The 13,804-nt window shown below is 47.2% G+C and carries 9 protein-coding genes, 7 tRNA genes and 2 rRNA genes; 4 read left to right on the forward strand and 14 right to left on the reverse strand.

The features are described 5' to 3' along the window. Nucleotides 1-7: 7 nt before the first annotated feature. From BLT35_RS11760 to BLT35_RS11780, 5 genes are all read right to left on the reverse strand, one after another. On the reverse strand, nucleotides 8-832 hold the full coding sequence (locus BLT35_RS11760; protein ID WP_062406276.1) for a carbohydrate ABC transporter permease: 825 nt from the start codon (nucleotides 830-832) through the stop codon (nucleotides 8-10). A 5-nt stretch (nucleotides 833-837) separates the two neighbouring features. Further along, nucleotides 838-1,785 carry a carbohydrate ABC transporter permease gene (locus BLT35_RS11765; RefSeq protein WP_074728098.1) on the reverse strand — a complete coding sequence of 316 codons (948 nt, stop codon included), beginning with the start codon at nucleotides 1,783-1,785 and terminating at the stop codon, nucleotides 838-840. Nucleotides 1,786-1,873: 88 nt separating this feature from the next. Continuing rightward, nucleotides 1,874-3,100, reverse strand: a complete 1,227-nt coding sequence (locus tag BLT35_RS11770) for an ABC transporter substrate-binding protein (RefSeq protein WP_139170810.1) — start codon at nucleotides 3,098-3,100, stop codon at nucleotides 1,874-1,876. A gap of 173 nt (nucleotides 3,101-3,273) precedes the next feature. Next, a complete protein-coding gene (locus BLT35_RS11775; RefSeq protein WP_074728100.1) occupies nucleotides 3,274-4,812 on the reverse strand; it encodes a response regulator transcription factor in 1,539 nt (512 codons plus the stop codon). Further along, nucleotides 4,809-6,545 (reverse strand): sensor histidine kinase, encoded by a 1,737-nt coding sequence (locus BLT35_RS11780; protein WP_367888788.1) that lies wholly within the window; start codon nucleotides 6,543-6,545, stop codon nucleotides 4,809-4,811. The genes BLT35_RS11775 and BLT35_RS11780 overlap by 4 nt, the downstream gene beginning before the upstream one ends. A gap of 328 nt (nucleotides 6,546-6,873) precedes the next feature. On the opposite strand from BLT35_RS11780, the gene BLT35_RS11790 reads away from it, so the two are divergent. The 4 genes from BLT35_RS11790 (at nucleotide 6,874) to BLT35_RS11805 (ending at nucleotide 12,278) form a co-directional block, all read left to right on the forward strand. Beyond that, the gene (locus BLT35_RS11790; RefSeq protein WP_074728104.1) at nucleotides 6,874-7,866 is read left to right on the forward strand and encodes a sugar-binding protein; all 993 of its coding nucleotides are present in this window, start codon (nucleotides 6,874-6,876) and stop codon (nucleotides 7,864-7,866) included. Then, on the forward strand, nucleotides 7,863-9,305 hold the full coding sequence (locus BLT35_RS11795; RefSeq protein ID WP_074728106.1) for a sensor histidine kinase: 1,443 nt from the start codon (nucleotides 7,863-7,865) through the stop codon (nucleotides 9,303-9,305). Before BLT35_RS11790 ends, BLT35_RS11795 begins: the two co-directional genes overlap by 4 nt. Beyond that, nucleotides 9,290-10,633 carry an AraC family transcriptional regulator gene (locus tag BLT35_RS11800; RefSeq protein WP_074728109.1) on the forward strand — a complete coding sequence of 448 codons (1,344 nt, stop codon included), beginning with the start codon at nucleotides 9,290-9,292 and terminating at the stop codon, nucleotides 10,631-10,633. The genes BLT35_RS11795 and BLT35_RS11800 overlap by 16 nt, the downstream gene beginning before the upstream one ends. 175 nt (nucleotides 10,634-10,808) lie before the next feature. Then, nucleotides 10,809-12,278, forward strand: a complete 1,470-nt coding sequence (locus tag BLT35_RS11805; protein ID WP_074728111.1) for a sugar porter family MFS transporter — start codon at nucleotides 10,809-10,811, stop codon at nucleotides 12,276-12,278. 234 nt (nucleotides 12,279-12,512) lie between these two features. Here BLT35_RS11805 and BLT35_RS11810 read toward each other — a convergent pair. The 9 genes from BLT35_RS11810 to BLT35_RS11850 all read right to left on the reverse strand — a co-directional run. Further along, a tRNA-Pro gene (locus tag BLT35_RS11810) sits at nucleotides 12,513-12,589 on the reverse strand. A 294-nt stretch (nucleotides 12,590-12,883) separates the two neighbouring features. Next, nucleotides 12,884-12,957: transfer RNA gene (locus tag BLT35_RS11815), tRNA-Arg, on the reverse strand. A 128-nt stretch (nucleotides 12,958-13,085) separates the two neighbouring features. Beyond that, nucleotides 13,086-13,157 (reverse strand) — tRNA-Gly (locus BLT35_RS11820). A 4-nt stretch (nucleotides 13,158-13,161) separates the two neighbouring features. Then, nucleotides 13,162-13,238: transfer RNA gene (locus BLT35_RS11825), tRNA-Met, on the reverse strand. An 8-nt stretch (nucleotides 13,239-13,246) separates the two neighbouring features. Then, nucleotides 13,247-13,322 (reverse strand) — tRNA-Val (locus BLT35_RS11830). Nucleotides 13,323-13,328: 6 nt separating this feature from the next. Further along, nucleotides 13,329-13,400: transfer RNA gene (locus BLT35_RS11835), tRNA-Glu, on the reverse strand. A gap of 41 nt (nucleotides 13,401-13,441) precedes the next feature. Next, a tRNA-Asn gene (locus BLT35_RS11840) sits at nucleotides 13,442-13,517 on the reverse strand. 5 nt (nucleotides 13,518-13,522) lie between these two features. Then, nucleotides 13,523-13,639: ribosomal RNA gene (gene rrf / locus BLT35_RS11845) — 5S ribosomal RNA — on the reverse strand. A 73-nt stretch (nucleotides 13,640-13,712) separates the two neighbouring features. Then, nucleotides 13,713-13,804 (reverse strand): 23S ribosomal RNA (locus BLT35_RS11850); the annotation flags it as partial.

Genomic DNA, 13,804 nt, shown 5'->3' on the forward strand with positions numbered 1-13,804 from the left:
CCCCTGGTTATCCTTTGACCCCGGAGCTGGATATGCCCTCCATGTATTGCTTCTGGAAGAAAAAGAAGAAGATCAAAATCGGCAGCATAGATAAAACAACCCCCGCCATGATCAGCGGCGTATTTTCAAAAAACATATCTTTCACGCTGTTGAGCCCCACCACGAGCACATATTTATCCGGGCTGTTAGCCAAGGTGCTTGGGATCAGGTAACTGTTCCAGGTCCCTGCAAACGCCAGGATCGACATCGTAATGAGCGGGGATTTGGCCAAAGGATACACAATGCGCCAGAAAGCCCCCATTTTCGTCAATCCATCCAGCCTTGCCGCTTCAATGAACTCGTTCGGTACGCTGATAAAAAATTGTCTCATCATGAAAATGTACAGACATTGATACAGAAACGGAACCGTTAATGCCGCAAAAGAGTTTAACCAGCCAATCTGCGCCATATTAACGTATACCGGTATCAGGATCATGTGATAGGGAACCATCATGGTGGCCACGACAATCCAATAGATGATTTTTTTTCCCGCAAAATCCAGCTTCGCAAGAGCAAAGCCGGCCATCGGATTAATCATCAAATTCCCGATAATGACGATCCCCGTCATAATGACCGTATTCAAGAACCATTTGGGCACGTTGTAAGCCTCATTCGTAAAAAATAATTTGTAATTATCCAACGTCCAGTTCGAAATTCCCGTTATTTTATTCACGTACTGCATCGGAACGAAAGAGGTGTACAACGTATAGGCGAAAGGCAGGATGAACATGCATCCAACGATCGTAATGACGGCATAAATGCCCAGCAAAGTGAATTTTTTATTGATCTGCACCAGTGTCACCCCTTATCGTCCAACCATTTTTTCTGAAGGAAGGTAATGATCATAATAATGAAGAAGAACAAGACAACCGCGGCGCTTCCGTAGCCGATGTTCATATAACGGATACCATGCTGATAGAAATAAGTAACGACCGTACTGGTTGCTCCGGCAGGCGAGCCTAACGCCCCATATCTGGAAATCGCGGCAATCTGGTCGTAGATTTGAAAGCCTAGAATGGTAGCGACGGAAACGACAAAAAACGTGATCGGCTTTAAATAAGGAACCGTAATATAACGAAATTGAGCCCATTTGGATGCGCCGTCCATTTGACCCGCTTCATATAAATCTTTAGGAACTTCCTGGAGCGCGGACAAATAAACGATCATACTGAATCCGCATTGTTGAAATATAAACAGAATACTGACGAATAGAAGGGCATAGTTCGTATCGGCAAACCAGGTCACATTCCCGAAGCCAAACAGAGAGAAAAATTCGGTAACGAAGGTCCCTTTTTTAAACAGCATCATAAACACGGTCGTAATCGCAATTTGAGAGGTGATATAAGGGATAAAAAAGACCGTTCTAAAAATGCCTTTTCCTTTGATTTTCTGGTTCACCAGAATCGCCATGAGCAATCCCAGCAGCGTTTGAACCGGCACGGCGATCACAACGATCTGCAGGGAGTGAAGTACCGCCCGGTAAAATTCAGGATCGTTCAAAATTTGAATATAGTTTTGTAATCCGATAAATTTGGCTTTGTCTAAAGCCGTGAAGCTTACCTCCTGAAAACTTCTTACGAAGGACTGCACGAATGGATATAAAAACCACCATCCCCACAGAACCAGGAACGGTAAGCTGAACAGCCAGCCGACAACCATATCCGAATCGGCAATCATACGAAACCATGACTGCTTGGGGGGGCGATTTCGCCCTATACTTACGCTTCTATTCTCATAGGAAGCCATCATGACCCTCCTGAATTCTCAAAATTTGGTTAAAAAAAACGATTATAAAAGTGTTCCCGTTTCTCGGACGGAAACGGGAACAGATGGACTATTTAAATTGTTGCTGAACGCTGTCGAGAATCTCTTTTGGCGATTTATTCGTTCCGCCCAGAATCGATCCCTCCAGCTGTTTAACCAGCTCGTCAATGAATTTCTTGGTTTCTGTCGGATAATTGAAATCGGTGCTGTACTCTAGAGCAGGCTCCACCGCTTTGAACTCCGGATTTTCTTCAAAATATTGAGCAGAAAGACTTGGAATGGCCGGGTTAAACCCAAGCTTCAAAAATTCCGTCTGCGTCTTGTCATTCGTCAAATAGTAGGCAGCTTGCAGGGCCGCTTCCTTGTTTTTGGCATCTTTTAAGACCACATAGGCATCCGAGATCATGGTGCTGCCCTCCACCGTTCCTTTCGGTACCGGCACGGCTGCATATTTCAGATTCGGATTCGCGTCTTTCAAATATCCTTTGTACCAATAACCGCCTGTAGTCATGGCCGCTTTGCCGTTAGCAAATACCTCTCCATCCCATCCGTAACCTAACGACTTCGGAGTTACGGCTAAGCCTTCTTTATACATATCAAAGATCTTCTGCAAGGCTTGAACGTTTTCCGGGGAGTTGATCGTTTTTCCGCCGCCCCAATCGCCGCCGTAGCTTTTCACGTAGTTCGTAATGTGATAGGCGTCCAGATTGATGGTAATTCCATATACATCGTCGGTCTTCAATTTTTTTGCGGCAGCTTCTACTTCATCCCATGTTTTCGGATAGTCGCCAAGCCCTGCTTTTTTCCACAGGTCTTCGTTAATAAAGAACATGGCCGGCATACTGATATTAGGAATGCCATATTGTTTTCCGTCTTTTTTCCAGATATCCAATGAAGCAGGCGTGAAACGATTCATATCGATGCCTGCGGCAGGAATCAGCTCATCCAATGAAGCGAACAAATCTTTACTGATATATTCATTGGCCCCTTCGTTGGAGATTTTAATGAAATCCGGCGCTACGCCGGCCGCAATTTCTCCGGGAAGGATGTTCCAGAATTGCTCGCTGCTCGGATACTGCTTAATTTTCAGCTCAATATTCGGATAGGTTTCCGAGATGGAAGCCGCAGCATCCTGATATACTTTCAGGTCCTGGGCCGCTCCCCAAAATCCCATCGTGATCGTCGTCTTCTTTGGAGTATCTCCCGCTTGATTGCTGCTGTCATCACTGCCGCATGCCGCCAAACCGGCGATCAATATGAAGGATAACAGCATAATACCCGTAAGCCTTTTCATCATATCAACTCCCCCAAATCATTGTTTTATCCTTAATGCTAATTTGATGGTAACGAAATTGGGGCAAAAAAAAAATTAATCAAATGATGATTAATTTAACAAAATGTACTTTCAATTGTAGTTCATTGTCGGGAGGATGGCTTTTTATTATTATTTTTTACTTTTCTTTAATAAAATCAAACCTTTTCTTTCCTGTATTCTTTCGGAGCCATCCCCACGTATTTATGAAAGACGATCGCAAAATGAACCTGACTGTTGAAGCCGACCAGCTCCGCCACCTCATATATTTTGTACCGGTAATCCTTTAACAGCTCTTTGGCTTTCTCAATGCGGATTTCATTAATATAATCAAACAGCCCTCTGTTCACTTCTTGTTTAAATAGTCTGCTTATATAATTGGCGCTGACATGGAAATGATCACCGAGGCTTTTCAGGGATATATTTTCTTTATAATGGGTTTCGATATACTGCATGATATTGCGGATCAGCGGGCTGTACTCTTTATTTTTTTGGGAGATCCGGGCCTCCAGTTTTTCATTAAACCGCGCGTGATAGTAAGATGACAGTTCATTAAAATCCTCAATTTCCTCCAATAGGTTTCCATTCTCCAAATATTCCTCGCCGTCCTCCATCATAAACAGCAAGCCCTGATAAATTTTATGGACATCCTTTTCGTTCATACACTCTTTATTTTGCAGATACTGCTCCCATTCCGCTAAATTAAGCGCGAATTCATCGTACTTCTCTTCCTTTAGCCCGTTTTTCATGGCTACAATATAATGATTGACCTGTTCAAGGGATGCTTCCATCTCTTCGTTTCGATTTTGATAATAAAACAGCGGGTCACTTGGATGATAAAACTTCCGTTCCAATGCCTGCTTGGCTTGTGCAGCTGCTTGTTTACCCTCATCATAGGTTTGAAATATGTCACTAACCCCAAAAACCGTATCGATATTCACAAACCGCTTCAGAGAAGAACTGATCAGATAGACGATATCGTTCACATGGGCAAAGGAGGCCTGCATGCTCTTGATTTCACTATGGCTTACGAAGACGGCAAACAAGTTGTCCTCGATCTGTACAAATTCCACTTCTTTCTCTTTAGACAGAAGCTCGGATAAAATATTCGAAATCGTATTGGGCAGTATAGCTGCATTATCTTTCGTATATCGTTTTACGACCTGCGCATACTTTTTGATGCTAAACAATAGAACATACATGTTGCCTTCCTTTAATCTCGTTTGCCGGATCCCCTCTGTATTCCCATGAAGCCATGCTCGAAGGATGACGTCTTTGGCATGAGGCGAGCGGTTTAGAACGTCATCTGCGGCATGCCGGTGGCTTTCCATCTCCTCCTTTATTTTTTGCAGCGCGCTTTCGATTTCAAATTCATTCATACCAGGCTTATGAAAATAATCCGATGCCCCCAGCTTCATGGCTTTTTTGACCAAAGTGAAGTCATCAAAGCTGCTTAAGATGATCACCTTGGCTTCAATTCCGATTTTTTTCATTTCAGCCAGCACTTCAAGGCCGTCTTTTTTCGGCATTTTGATATCCAGGATGATGGCATCCGGCTTTCGTTCCAGAATCAGCTTCATGGCTTCTTCGCCGTCAGCCGCTTCGCCCACGATTTCCATTCCGCCCGCTTCCCAGCGGATGGCCGATTTAAGTCCGATTCGGACCAATGGTTCATCATCCACAATTAAGACTCTCATTCAAACTCACCCGATTTTCCATTCTTAATGACGGGAATCACGATTTTTGCTGTCGTTCCGCTGTTCTCCCCGCTTGTGATCCATAAACCATAGCCTTCCCCGTAATGAAGCTCTATTCTTTTGCGTATATTTTTGATGCCGATCGAATTCATCTGATCCGCCGCACTTCCTTGTTCAAGCTCCTGCTGCTCCGCCTTGGACATCCCTCTTCCGTTATCCGTTACGAGCATGATGATGCGGCCTGCTTCCTCATTGATTCGAATCTCCAGCTTCCCTTTATACGGAATTTCATCGAACCCGTGAAAGATTGCATTTTCGACCAAGGGCTGGAGAAGAAACTTCAATGTCTTGTATTCAAGTACATTCGGATCGATGGCATAAAAAACTTCAAATTTATTCAGATAACGGAAGTCCAGAATTTTCGTGTAGTTTTGAATAAATTCGACTTCCTCCCTGATGGTGACGTAATCGCTCTCGGTTTTGGCCGTAAATTTAATCACCGAGGAAAACGCGGTCAGCGCCTCTTCAATCCCGGTTGCCCCCTGGATCTTGGCCATCCATTTGATAACATTCAAGGTGTTGTACATAAAGTGGGGCCGGATTTGCGATTGCAGCGCTACAAGCTCAAGCTGCCGCTTTTCTTGTTCTTCCTTATATATCCTCTGAATCAGCCTTCGTATTTCCTTTAACATGCGGTCAATAGTGATGCTGATTCTGCCTACTTCCCCATGCTGAATGTCGATGGCGACGTCCAGGTTCCCCTGCGAGACCAGCTTCATTTTCTCATTTAAAACCGAAAGGGGCTTCGTGATGCTCGTAGCGACATAAATCGAAGCAACGATGGACAATCCAAGCAGCAGGATCAACGAAATAACAATCGTTCTTACGATAATATCCACAAAACCAAACAATTCATCCTTCGGAATCAGCGTAACAGCTTTCCAAGGGGTGATGGTGGAAGTGGAAGTGATTAAATAATGATCTTTGCTCTCTCTTGTTTCTTGTTCCTCTCCGCCGATGCCCGCCATATCCTGGCCCAGTACATCGGCTGAAGGTTTGCCTATCTCGCTGCTGTTTTTGCTGTACACTACATTTTCATTTTCATCGATCAGGTAGAAACGGGTATGCTCCGTAAATTGAATGTCACTCCATAATGTTTTCAGTTGATCGACCCCGACGTTCAACAGAATCAGCCCGAGATTTTCTTTCGTATAAGGGTCCATGATCGCCCGGCCGATCGAGACAACAGGTTTTTCATGAAAAGACAGCAATTTTTCGGGATGAATGCCGACAGGAACATATCGTCCCTTGTTCTGCAAAATGTTTTGTACAAACGGTTCATGATAAAATTCATGCTCCAAATAATGATGATCCATGTAATCGTCGTTGCTTCTGCCGATGACGATATGATTTTTGCTTTGGTAAATCACAACCGATTCAATCAAATCGGTATAGAGCAGCATGCTGTTTCTAATAATCCCGCCCACCGTTTCAAAATCCTTCTGCCTTTCATACAGGGGATAAGGATACGCGGTATAATCCTTGCGCATAATTTGAAAGATGCTCGGATCATGCTCGGGATACATCGCCAACCGTAATAATGGATTTAGAGAGCTGTCCATATTTTTCACAATTTGCTTGTTATTTTCTACTGCCGCGTCCAAAATCATACTCCGATTGGAATCCACATACAGCCAGGACAAGGTCCCGCCGATGATCACAAAAGGAATCACAATAAAGCATGAAAAAACAGCAATAAGTTTATTTCTTAAACTTATATTTCTTAATTTATTCCTGAAACCGGTCATCCGATCACTCTTTTTCACTTCAATCTATACTTTCATTATACCAGATTCACCTGACCCGGTAACTTTCGGGTAAACCTATCGTTAATTTACCAAAAAGAAAGTAAAAAATACGATCCAAGCCTCTTCTGAGCATGGATGGGTTCCAAATCCATTCTTCATAAGACAAAAGGTTCGTCCCGCCGAAGCCATTTTGGTTTGGCTTCAAGGTTTTTGTATAATGAGCGTATATCTGAACGTTCCAAAGGAGCTGCAAATGTCGAATCGCAAATGGAATCTGGGAATTCTCCTTCTTTTTATCCTGTTCGCCTGCCTGCTTTTGAGCTTTTTGTTATCTGCGCTGCGCATCCGCGAGCTGGTTCAGCCCTTAAAATCGGGTGGTGTGGTTATAGACACACGGCATGTCGTGTTAATCTCCCAAGAGCTGGACAATCCGTTCTGGCGGGCCGTAGAGCAAGGAGCAAAGGAAGCGGCCGCGGCATACGGAATGACTCTCGAATATATGGGGCCGTTCCGAATCAATCCGGCAGAGCAGATCAAGCTGTTGGAGAAATCGATTGCCGCCAAAGCCGACGCGGTGTTGATCCAGGGAATCAATGATCCTTACTATCGGACGCTGATTGACAAGGCCATGAACCAAGGAATTCCCGTGATTACCGTGGATACGGATGAACCGGGAAGTCGGAGACTGTCTTATGTAGGCACGGATAATCTGGAAGCAGGGAAAAAAATGGGCGAGCTTGTTGTACAAGCGGCGGGAGGTCAGGGCAGTATAGGTGTACTGCTCGGTAAAGCGGAGGCGGACAATCAGCGGATGCGGCTCGAAGGCTTCCGCTCGGTCATCAGCCGCTATCCGGAGCTTGCCATTGTCGATGTGCGCTCGTCGAATATCTCCCGGCTCCAGGCGGCGGGACAAACGGAAGAAATGCTTCTGAGTCATCCCCAAATCCGGTATCTGGTCGGTTTCAGCGCGCTGGACGGACCGGGAATGATGGAAGCTGTCGAACGTGTCATTCCGCAGGGAGTGAGTATTTTCGCATTCGACGATTTGGAGGAAACAAAGGAAGGCATCCGGCAGTGCAGGATTATGTCGACGATTGTACAGCAGCCTCATGAAATGGGATATCATGCCGTATCGATGCTGAACGATTATTTCCAAGGAAATAATTTGCAACGGCAGCATTATACCGCGATCGCTGTGCTCGACCGGAATACGGCCGGTAACGGAGCCGGAGGAAGCTGCCGATGACCATTCGACAAAAATTGCTGGTGTTTATTCCATTGCTGGTGCTGCTGGCCAATTCGGTCACATTCTTTTTATTTGAGAGCGGAAAAATCGTGCGGCAAAGCTACGATGTAATGATGGACCGCATCCTGTTATATAAACAATCCGCTCAGACGTCCGAGGACACGCTCAGGCTGCTTTACGGCTATCTGGTCAACCCCGGCGGAAGCAGCGGAGCCGAACTGGGGCAAATGCGGACCAAGCTGCAGCATATTCGCGCCGATTTTATCGCAAAAACAAGCCCCTCTCTCCCTGCTTCGACACTGACGGGCTACGTGCATATGCTGGACACACTTCTGGAGCAGGAGCAGGCCGCACTCGCCGCAGCGGAAGCCCAGTCGCCGCGCGCCGCGCTGGACCACTACGGGGAGGCGGAGAAGACGACCGGTTTTATCCGTGAGGAGGCGCAGCGTCTCGTCGATTTGGAGCTCGGCTACTATCAGCCGGTCTACAAGCAAATTCAAAATGAGAATGCGCTCATGAACCGTTTGGGCGCGGCCGTCTTCGTCATCAATACGCTGTTGAGCATCGTGCTTGCGGTCTGGATTTCCCGCAGCATTACCGTTCCTGTCGGCCGCCTTGTCGATATGGCCAAACAGATGTCCAAGGGAAACCTGCCTGTAGATCCTGCGCCAATTCGCTCGAGCGATGAACTGGGATTATTATCGAATGCCTTCAAGCAAATGTCGACCGATCTGAAAATGTTGATCGAAAAAGACAAAGAAAGTCTGGAAAAAGACCGGTTGGTCAAAGAATTAGAGCTGCAGGCGCTGCAAAGCCAGATAAACCCCCACTTTCTGTTTAATTCGCTTAACGTGCTCTCCAAACTGGCTCTGCTGGAAGGTGCGGAAAAAACAAGTGATCTGATCATCTCCATGTCGAATCTCCTGCGCTATAATTTGCGCAATCTCGATCAGCCGGTCACCCTTCAGGATGAGCTTGAAAACGTGAAGGAATACATTACGATTCAAAAGGCCCGTTTTCGGGACCGGATCCGCATCGAGATGGATATCGACGAATCCGTGCTGCAGGAGCCCATTCCCTCCCTGACGCTTCAACCCATTGTAGAAAATGCGTTCGTACACGGGATTGGAGGCATGGAGAAAGGAGCCGTCATCCGTCTTCACATTGTGCGTGCTCCGGAAGGTATACGCATCACGGTATCTGACAACGGGAGCGGAATGAGTGAGGAAGTCAGACAGGCATTACTGCGGATGGAAGCGGAGAGCGATAAAAAGAACTCTGCAGGCATCGGAACCCGAAATGTGTTCAAACGGCTGCAGTTATTTTACGGACAGCAAGCGCTTGTCGACATTGATAGCGAGCCGGGAAAAGGAACAACGGTGACGATGATCATTCCCTATCGAAAGGAAGGTGGCTCCAAAACATGTATCGGCTATTGATCACGGATGACGAGGATTTGGAACGGGAAGGACTGGAATGGATCATTCAGCATATGCTGCCGGATACATTCCAGGTTATCCATGCCGAGAATGGCCGGATGGCTATAGAGCGGGCCGAGGAGTATCGTCCGCATATCGTGATGATGGATGTGAATATGCCCGGTATCCAGGGGCTGGCGGCCATACGGGAAATCAAGGAACGTCTTCCGGATACGAAGTTTGTGCTGGTCACGGCCTATGATTATTTTGCTTATGCCAAAGAGGCGCTTTCGCTCGGCGTCAAAGAATACCTCGTCAAACCGGTTCGGCGCGAACAAGTGGTTAAAACGCTCGAACAGCTGGTCGGGGAGTTGGAGCTAGAGAAGCGCAAGCGAACGGATGAACTGGAACTCAGGCACAAAGTATCGCAGCTGCTGCCGATGGTAGAAAATGAGCTGGCGCTCATGTTCATGGTCGATCAAATTTTGGATACGGGCGTCGAGGAGTTGTCCGATTGGCTCGACTTTCCTCTCGATCAAGGCTGTGCGGTCGTGGTCGCTTTTCCGGAGGACGTTTATACTCTGGACAAGAAGAAGATATACGATATTATCCGCAGCTACGCCAAGACGCATGGAGCGACCTGCATTGTCAGCTCATTGATTGACCGTCATATGGCGATTTTCATGCGAAAAACACCCGGGATCCAGGATGACCAATGGAAAGAGGAAACGAAACGGTATGGAGAAAAGCTGTGTGCTTTGGCTGATCGTCAGCTCGATTTGGCGGTTTCAGTCGGCATCGGAACAGCCCGGAACGGGACGGAAGGACTGCGCAAATCTTATTTTGAAGCGGTTTTTGCATCTACCTATTATGAACACGGCGGAACGGTATGCCACTTTGACGAGTTGAAGCATGGAGGCGGCCATGGAATCTCCGAGCGGGAAAAGTCGCCTTTAACCATGGAAACGCCTCACCGCTCCTACGTCATTTCCGCTTTGCAGCGAATCCGTGAAGAACGCGAACAGCAAACCTTGACCGTTCTGGAAAGAGCCAAGAACTATATACAGGGAAAATACACCGAGGATCTATCCCTTGAAGAAGTGGCGGACTTCGTCCATCTGAATCCCCATTATTTCAGCAAAATATTTAAACAGCGGTTTGGAGAAACGTTTATTGATTTTGTCACCGGTTTGCGAATTGCTAAAGCCAAAGAGCTGATGGCTTCGGATCATTTGAGCCTTAAGGAAATCTGCTTTATGGTAGGGTATAAAGACCCGAACTATTTTAGCCGGGTCTTCAAAAAAATCACCGGCGTTACGCCGACCGAGTATCGCGGCCAATCCAGATAAGGCTTCATCTTAACGTCCATGTCTATTACGCATGGATTTTTTTATGTTTGCAGGACAAGAATGTGCTAGTTTTTCATCAAATCACGAAAAAAAGCGGCTCGTGCAAATTAAATGCGGAAAGACCACAGATTAGTGAAGGTGATTTCTCCCTTAGTCCAAAGCTCCCCATGATATAATGAAGTTCGTTTCTGAACAAGAGACAAGGTCAAAGTCAAACCAAGGGATATATAAAAAACGGAATGTTGGAAGGGAGATAAGAAACTTGGAATTGACGATCAACAAACCGAATGAACAAGTAAGCATAAAGTTTGTAACGCTTGTTTCCATGGTTGCCGCCTTGGGTGGTTTATTATTCGGATTCGATACGGCTGTGGTATCCGGTGCGATTGGTTTTATGGAACAAAAATTTCACTTAAACAATCTGCAGGTCGGCTGGGCCGTTTCCAGTCTAATTATCGGTTGTATTGTCGGAGCTGCAGCCTCCGGTGTGCTGAGCGACAGCTTTGGCCGGAAAAAAGTGCTGATCTTCGCAGCGATTCTTTTTATCATCGGCTCGATCGGCTCCGCTATCCCGGCAACTTTCACCGGTTATATTGTTGCCCGGATCATCGGCGGAATCGGCATCGGTATTACATCCACCTTATGTCCGCTCTATAATGCGGAAATTGCACCCGCCAAATACCGGGGCCGTCTGGTCGCACTGAACCAGCTGGCCATCGTTACCGGCATTTTTCTTACGTATTTCGTGAATTTGTGGATTGCCGGATCCGGAGACGAAGCTTGGCAAATCTCCACAGCTTGGCGGTGGATGTTCGGCGTAGGCGCCATTCCCGGATTCCTGTTCCTGGTTCTGCTCTTCTTCGTACCTGAAAGCCCCAGATGGCTAATCAAGCAGGGAAGACCGGTAGAAGCGCTGCCGATTCTGCTGAGGATTCATGGCGAAGATTTGGCCAGACAGGAAGTATTGGATATCAAGGAATCGTTCAAGCAGGAAAGCGGATCGATCCGGCAGCTGTTTAATCCCGGGCTGCGGATCGCCTTGATTGTAGGGGTAGGGCTGGCTATTCTTCAGCAGATCACAGGAATTAACGCCATTATGTATTATGCCCCCGAAATTTTCAAAGCAACAGGCGCAGGTACGAATGCCTCGCTGATCCAGACCATTCTGGTCGGTTTGATCAATTTTCTTTCCACCATTCTGGCCTTGTGGCTGATTGACAAAGTTGGGCGCAAAGTACTGCTGCTGGTCGGTTCGTCCTCAATGACGCTGTGCCTGCTTGTTATAGGCTTGGCTTTTCACACGGGTAATACCTTCGGGCCAGTGGTATTGATCTTTATTTTGCTTTATGTGGCCTCCTTCGCCATCTCTCTGGGGCCGGTCGTATGGGTGATTATGTCCGAAATTTTCCCGAACCGTATCCGCGGGAAAGCTACGGCGATTGCGGCCATGGCGCTGTGGGCGGCGGATTACGTTGTATCCCAGTCGTTTCCACCCCTGCTGAGTTCCGCAGGGCCGGCGATTACCTTCTGGATCTTTGGCGCGATGTCTTTGTTCACTTTCATTTTCACCTGGCGCATTGTACCCGAAACAAAGGGCAAATCCCTCGAGGAAATCGAATCCTTATGGTCAGTGAAGAAAGCTTAATATCTATGGAAGATGCCGTCCTCTTCGGACGGCATCTTTTTTGTGGGAGGGCGACTGCAGCCAGCGGGCAGGTGCGAAACCAGGGGGGGCGCGGCATCGGTTAGTTTGAAAATCAGCGCAATAGAGGTCAGTATAGTACACAGTAATATATGTTGTATCAAGACTGAATAAACAGACATATATAAAAACATAAAAGCTGCGTGTATACGCAGCTTATCTTTTATCTAAAAATAATGGTCGGGACGACACGATTCGAACATGCGACCCCCTGGTCCCAAACCAGGTGCTCTACCAAGCTGAGCTACGTCCCGATAATATATTTTATGCCGGTAGACGGACTTGTACCGCTGCGGCTTTCCACACGATTTTAAATGGATCGCTTAGTGTCCTAAGAATGCAGCATTTCAACAGATTGCAACGCTAGCCTTCTGAAGCAATGTGCTTTCTACGAAAACTTGCAGCACCGACACTCTCATCATACTTAAGTTCACTACGTGCCCTGAGAGATGCGGCCCTTCAGGCCGACTGTGATGTGATTCCTACCGTAGCAGAGCTCCGACGAACTCTTACCCTTCTCATCTATCTCAGTTCACTTTGTTTCACTACGTGCCCTGAGAGATTCGAACTCCCGACCTTTTGATTCGTAGTCAAACGCTCTATCCAGCTGAGCTAAGGGCACATATTGACGATGGAGCGGAAGACGGGATACTCTCCGTTACACTCCGAGACTGCGGAGTATTCCTAACCAAGTTGATACTCCGACGAACCCATTTGGGTTCTCATCCTGATCTCCAAATTCATTACTGAAGCGGAAGACGGGATTCGAACCCGCGACCCTCGCCTTGGCAAGGCGATGCTCTACCCCTGAGCCACTTCCGCGTATTGGTTGCGGGGGCAGGATTTGAACCTGCGGCCTTCGGGTTATGAGCCCGACGAGCTACCGGACTGCTCCACCCCGCGATAGGATATGGTGAACGCTGACGGGATCGAACCGCCGACCCTTACCCTGTCAAGGTAATGCTCTCCCAGCTGAGCTAAGCGTTCACATAATGACCCGTAGGGGATTCGAACCCCTGTTACCTCCGTGAAAGGGAGGTGTCTTAACCCCTTGACCAACGGGCCCCGATAATATGTATTTCTATGAGATTACTTTATGGAATAGATGGCTCCCCGAACAGGACTCGAACCTGTGACAACTCGATTAACAGTCGAGTGCTCTACCAACTGAGCTATCGGGGAATATCGCTTGGCGACGTTCTACTCTCCCGGGACCCTGCGGTCCAAGTACCATCGACGCTGGAAGGCTTAACGGTCGTGTTCGGTATGGGTACGCGTGGTTCCCTTCCGCCATCATCACCAAACGTATTCATTTCTCAAGGCTTGCGCCCTGAAAACTGGATCGAAACCAAGCCGCTGATCATCTTCATGTGCTTTTTGGATAAGCCCTCGACCGATTAGTATTCGTCAGCTCCACACGTTGCCGTGCTTCCACCCCGAACCTATCTACCTCGTCGTCTACAAGGGGT

Source organism: Paenibacillus naphthalenovorans (assembly GCF_900099895.1).
GTDB classification, from domain to species: domain Bacteria; phylum Bacillota; class Bacilli; order Paenibacillales; family NBRC-103111; genus Paenibacillus_G; species Paenibacillus_G naphthalenovorans.